Annotated in this window: 6 protein-coding genes; 3 read left to right on the top strand and 3 right to left on the bottom strand. The window is 64.7% G+C overall.

Features of this window, described 5'->3' with window-relative positions; translation table 11 throughout:
• The 3 genes from ABWP50_RS12630 to ABWP50_RS12620 all read right to left on the bottom strand — a co-directional run.
• On the bottom strand, window positions 1-1046 hold a 1046-nt coding region (locus ABWP50_RS12630), incomplete at its 3' end, for an alkaline phosphatase D family protein (protein WP_353218341.1).
• A gap of 85 nt (window positions 1047-1131) precedes the next feature.
• Window positions 1132-1815 carry a cell cycle transcriptional regulator TrcR gene (locus tag ABWP50_RS12625; protein ID WP_353218340.1) on the bottom strand — a complete coding sequence of 228 codons (684 nt, stop codon included), beginning with the start codon at window positions 1813-1815 and terminating at the stop codon, window positions 1132-1134.
• A gap of 181 nt (window positions 1816-1996) precedes the next feature.
• Window positions 1997-2995, bottom strand: a complete 999-nt coding sequence (locus ABWP50_RS12620; protein WP_353218339.1) for an NAD(P)H-quinone oxidoreductase — start codon at window positions 2993-2995, stop codon at window positions 1997-1999.
• On the opposite strand from ABWP50_RS12620, the gene ABWP50_RS12615 reads away from it, so the two are divergent.
• From ABWP50_RS12615 to ABWP50_RS12605, 3 genes are all read left to right on the top strand, one after another.
• Window positions 2994-3239, top strand: coding sequence for a DUF1192 family protein (locus ABWP50_RS12615; protein ID WP_353218338.1), 246 nt, complete (start codon window positions 2994-2996; stop codon window positions 3237-3239). The genes ABWP50_RS12620 and ABWP50_RS12615 overlap by 2 nt on opposite strands.
• Window positions 3240-3283: 44 nt before the next feature.
• Window positions 3284-4204 (top strand): aminotransferase class IV, encoded by a 921-nt coding sequence (locus ABWP50_RS12610; RefSeq protein WP_353218337.1) that lies wholly within the window; start codon window positions 3284-3286, stop codon window positions 4202-4204.
• Between the two features lie 65 nt (window positions 4205-4269).
• Window positions 4270-4571: sulfotransferase-like domain-containing protein (locus tag ABWP50_RS12605; RefSeq protein ID WP_502951063.1), on the top strand; the 302-nt coding region annotated here is incomplete at its 3' end.

The raw sequence follows: 4571 nt of genomic DNA, 5'->3' as shown, positions 1-4571 counted from the left end.
CCGCGCTGCCAATCCAGCGTGATCAGCCCGACATTGTTGGCCGAAAAGCTTGGCCCCAGCCGGTTTGGCCCGGCTTCTTCGCGGTGTTCACCGTTGCTGCCCATGTTGAAGGCCGATGCCGTGATCTCGATCACCGGATAGGCGGTGCCGGCGGTTTCGCGGTAGATGCCGGCACGGTGGCGATCACCCGACACCAGCACGATGCCATTGGCCCGGGTGCGCGCCACCATCGCATGGAAACGCGCGCGCTCGTGGGGGAACAGCAGCCAGCATTCATAGCCATGGCCATCAGCAAGCATCTGATAAGACGTAACAATGATTCGCAGATCAGCAGGCTGTGCCAGTTGCGCTTCCAGCCACTGCCATTGGGTTTCGCCCAGGATGGTCAGGCTGGGATCGGGATTGGCGATATAGGCTTCCTGCCCCGGCGTGCCGCGCTGTGGGCTGCGCGTCCAATCGCTGCGGAAGCTGCGCGTGTCGAGCAGGATGATCTGCACCCGCGCGCCGCGCGGCCCGGTGATGAAGCTGTCATAGATGCCGCCAGTGCGGCGACGCGGCGAATCGGCTGGCACATTCCAGAAATCGAAAAACAGCGGGCGTGTCGCGGCTTTCCAGGCATAGGACGCGCCGGCGTCGTTCAAGCCGTAATCATGGTCATCCCACACCGCCGCCATCGGCATGGCACTGCGAAAGCGGCGATAATCCGGCCGGGCCAGCGCCGCTGCATAGGCGCCAATCAACTCGTCGAGATCGCGGCTGTTGGTGTCGCCATAGACATTGTCGCCCATGAACAGAAACAGATCGGGCTGGGTGCGCAGCGCGGTGTCCAGCAAGGCACCGGTGCGATTTTGGTTGAAGCATGACCCAAGGCCGATGCGCACCAGCTTGCGATCGGGATCGAGCAGCGGCGCAATCGGCACATTCAGCTGGCCAGCGCCGGTGGTCAACGAGCCGGCACGGGCCAATTCCGCTGGCAGCAAACCAGCGGCGGCAAGGCCGCCTAGGCCGAAGCCGGCAAGCAATTTGCGCCGATCAAAATCCTGCATGTTCGCTCACCCGCCGCATCTGCCTCGGCAATAACACCGGCATGCCTGCACCAATGCGCACGCATGTTACGGGGCGATTACAACATCAGCGGCGGAACAGCGCCTCGCCTTGCTCCAGCGCCGTGCCGGGCACTTGCGATGGCTCAGGGGCGTTGGCAGCGGCATGGCGCTCGGCCTGCAGCTGGTTGATGATCGCTGCGCGGTCCGCCGCGACCTTTTCGGGATCGACGCTCAGATCGATGCCGGCCTTCTTGGCAGCCGCGGCGACCAGTGCGTCCATCTCGCGCTGGCTGGTCAGGCCCAGCGTGACCGGATCACGCGGCTGCAAATTGGCATAATTCCAGTGCGCCTTGCTGCGGATATCCGAAATCGTGTTCTTGGTGGTGCCGATCAGCTTGGAAATCTGGCCATCGGTGATTTCGGGGTGGTTCTTGATGATCCACAAGATGCCATCCGGCTTGTCCTGCCGCTTCGACACCGGGGTGTAGCGCGGGCCGGAGGTGCGCCGCGCCTGTTCGGGCATGCGCGAGATTTTCACGACATGATCGCCATCGGCCTCACCGCGGGTCAGCTCTTCGCGGGTGAGTTCGCCCGCCCGCAGCGGATCGCGGCCCTTCAGCTTGGTGGCGGCGGTATCGTCGGCAATCGCCTGCACCTCCAGGATGTGCAGGCCGCAAAATTCCGCAATTTGTGAAAAGGTTAGCGCGCTGTTGTCCACCAGCCAGGCGGCAGTGGCATGAGGCATCAACGGCAGGGTGGGCGCGGCCATGGGCGTGCTCCTTTTTGGGCAAATGTGCGTCGGTCAAAATCAAACAGCCGCCCCGGAAGGGACGGCTGGACGATATGGTTGTAGTGGACGGCTGCGAACGGTGCAAGCGCAGTGACGCGGGGTGACCGTTTATGCACCAATGAGTGGCCCACGGTGACAGCGCGGTGGCCCTCCGTGACCGTCAGCTCACCTGCAGCACGATCTTCCCGATATGGGCGCCCGATTCCATGCGGGCATGGGCGGCAGCGGCCTGCGCCAGCGGAAAAATACTGTCGGTCACCGGATTGAGGCGGCCATCTTCAAACGCCGGCCAGATCGTGCCTTCCAGTGTTTCGGCAATGGCTGTCTTGAACGCGACCGGGCGCGGGCGCAGCATCGATCCGGTCAGGCTCAGGCGCCCTCGCATCACCACCCCCAGGTTGATCTCGGCACTGGCGCCGCGTTGCAGCGCGATGGAGACATGGCGGCCTTCATCGGCCAGGCAGGCCAGATTTTTCGGCACATAATCGCCGCCAACCATATCGAGCACGATGTTGACGCCGCGCCCGCCGGTAAACGCCATGGTTTCGGCGGCAAAATCCTGCGTGCGGTAGTTGATGGCATGGCGGGCGCCGTGCAGCCGGGCGGCGGCGCATTTTTCATCGCTACCGCAGGTGACAACCGCGGTCAGTCCGATTTCGATGGCCAGTTGCAGCGCAGTGATGCCGATGCCGCTGGTGCCGCCATGGATCAGGATCGTGTCCCCCGGCTTGGCGTGGCCGCGGTCCATCACGTTGGACCATACGGTGAACCAGGTTTCGGGCAGGCCGGCGGCATCGGCCATGCGCATGCCTGCGGGCACCGGCAGACACTGGCCGGCCGGCGCCGCGCAATACTCGGCATAGCCGCCGCCCGCCACCAGCGCGCACACCGCGTCGCCGATCCGCCAGCGCGTCACCTCTTCGCCAGCAGCAACCACCGTGCCGGCGATTTCCAGCCCCATGATCGTCGGCGTGCCGGGCGGCATCGGATACAGGCCCAACCGCTGCAACACATCGGGCCGGTTCACCCCGGCCGCCGCCACCTTGACGAGCACCTCGTCAGGGCCGGGCTGCGGCACCGGGCGGGTCACGGGTATCAGCACCTCCGGGCCACCGGGGGCAGCGGGATCGATGGCAGTCATGGTGGCGGGGATGATCATGGCGATGGATATTGACAGCCGGCATCGCCCGGTCAACCGTTACATCATGTTCGACGAAGCCGATCTGCCCAAGAAAAAGAGCGACCTGCTGGCCGATCTCGCCCGCGAGGACCTTGACCGCCTGTCCATCGCCGATCTGGACGACCGCATCGCCGGGCTGGAAACCGAACTGGCGCGCACCAGGGCCAAGCGCGCCGGCGCCGCCAGTTTCCGCGCCGCTGCCGACGGGCTGTTCAAGAAATGAGCACCCCACTGCAAACAGCGCCGCAAACATCGCCCATAACATCCTTGGGCACCCATGATTTCGTTGCCGACACGCGCAACGAAACGATCCTGATCAACGTCAATGGCCAGCTCATGCGCCGCGCCGAAGCGATGGTGAGCGTGTTCGACAGCGGCTTCATGCTGGGGGACGGCGTCTGGGAGGGCCTGCGCGTTCACGCCGGCCGCATCGCCTTTCTCGATCAGCATCTCGATCGGCTGTGGGAGGGTGCGAAGGCCATTTACATGGACATCGGCATCACCCGCGCCGAACTTGCGCAGCGGCTCCATGCCACCATCGCAGCCAATGCGATGACCGCCTGCCACATCCGCCTGATGGTGACGCGCGGCCTGCGTTCCACCCCCTATCAGGATCCGCGCGTCGTGGTGTCGCCGGCCACCATCGTCATCATCGCGGAGTACAAGGACCCGCTGCCGGCCACCATCGAACGCGGCATCAGGCTGGCCACCGTCCATGTGCGGCGCGGCTATCCGGACGTGCAGGACCCGAAGCTGAACAGCCATTCGAAGCTGAATTGCATCACCGCCTGCATCCAGGCGACGCAGGCCGGCGCCGATGAAGCGCTGATGCTCGATCCGCACGGCTTTGTGGCGACGTGCAACTCCACCCACTTCTTCATCGTCAAGAAGAACCGCCGCGGGGTGGAGGAGGTGTGGACCAGCAGCGGCGATTATTGCCTGGCCGGCATCACGCGCGGCAATGTGATTGCGCTGTGCGAGGACAATGGCATCCCCGTGTTCCAGCGCAATTTCTCGCTGACCGACGTCTATTCGGCCAGCGAAGCCTTTGTGACCGGCACCTTTGCCGGCGTCGTGCCCGTCACCAGCATCGATGGCCGCAAGCTGACCGACGCACGCGGGCCGATGGTGGAACGCTTGCAGGGCCTGTACCGCGCGCTGATCGAAGCGGATGTGGCGGCGCGGTGACGCTGCGCATTGCCCAACCCCTTCGAATTGCCATGTGGTCGGGGCCGCGCAACCTGTCGACGGCAATGATGCGCAGCTTTGGCGCGCGGGCGGACTGCCATGTGAGCGATGAGCCCTATTATGGCGCTTACCTGAAACACACGGGCGACGATCATCCGATGGCGGCCGAGGTGATCGCCGATATGGACTGTGACTGGCACAGCGTCACCGCCGCCCTGTCCGGCCCGTGTGCGCAGCCGGTCTGGTATCAAAAGCATATGGTGCACCACATGACCGGGCCGGTGCAGCTCGGCGATCTGCGGGGCTTCAAACACGCCTTCCTGATCCGTGCGCCGGAGCGGGTGATCGCCTCCTATGCCCAAAAGCG

The organism is Sandarakinorhabdus sp. (assembly GCF_040398645.1).
Lineage (GTDB): Bacteria > Pseudomonadota > Alphaproteobacteria > Sphingomonadales > Sphingomonadaceae > Sandarakinorhabdus.
The sequence above is the reverse complement of the archived record's forward strand: the minus strand, read 5'-3'. Positions and strand labels throughout refer to the sequence as shown.

What these genes read in the sequence shown, in the direction of transcription:
- ABWP50_RS12625 (WP_353218340.1), bottom strand. Translation starts at nt 1,815, where the DNA reads ATGGCCGCGCCCACCCTGCCGTTGATGCCTCATGCCACTGCCGCCTGG.
- ABWP50_RS12620 (WP_353218339.1), bottom strand. Translation starts at nt 2,995, where the DNA reads ATGATCATCCCCGCCACCATGACTGCCATCGATCCCGCTGCCCCCGGT.
- ABWP50_RS12615 (WP_353218338.1), top strand. Translation starts at nt 2,994, where the DNA reads ATGGCGATGGATATTGACAGCCGGCATCGCCCGGTCAACCGTTACATC.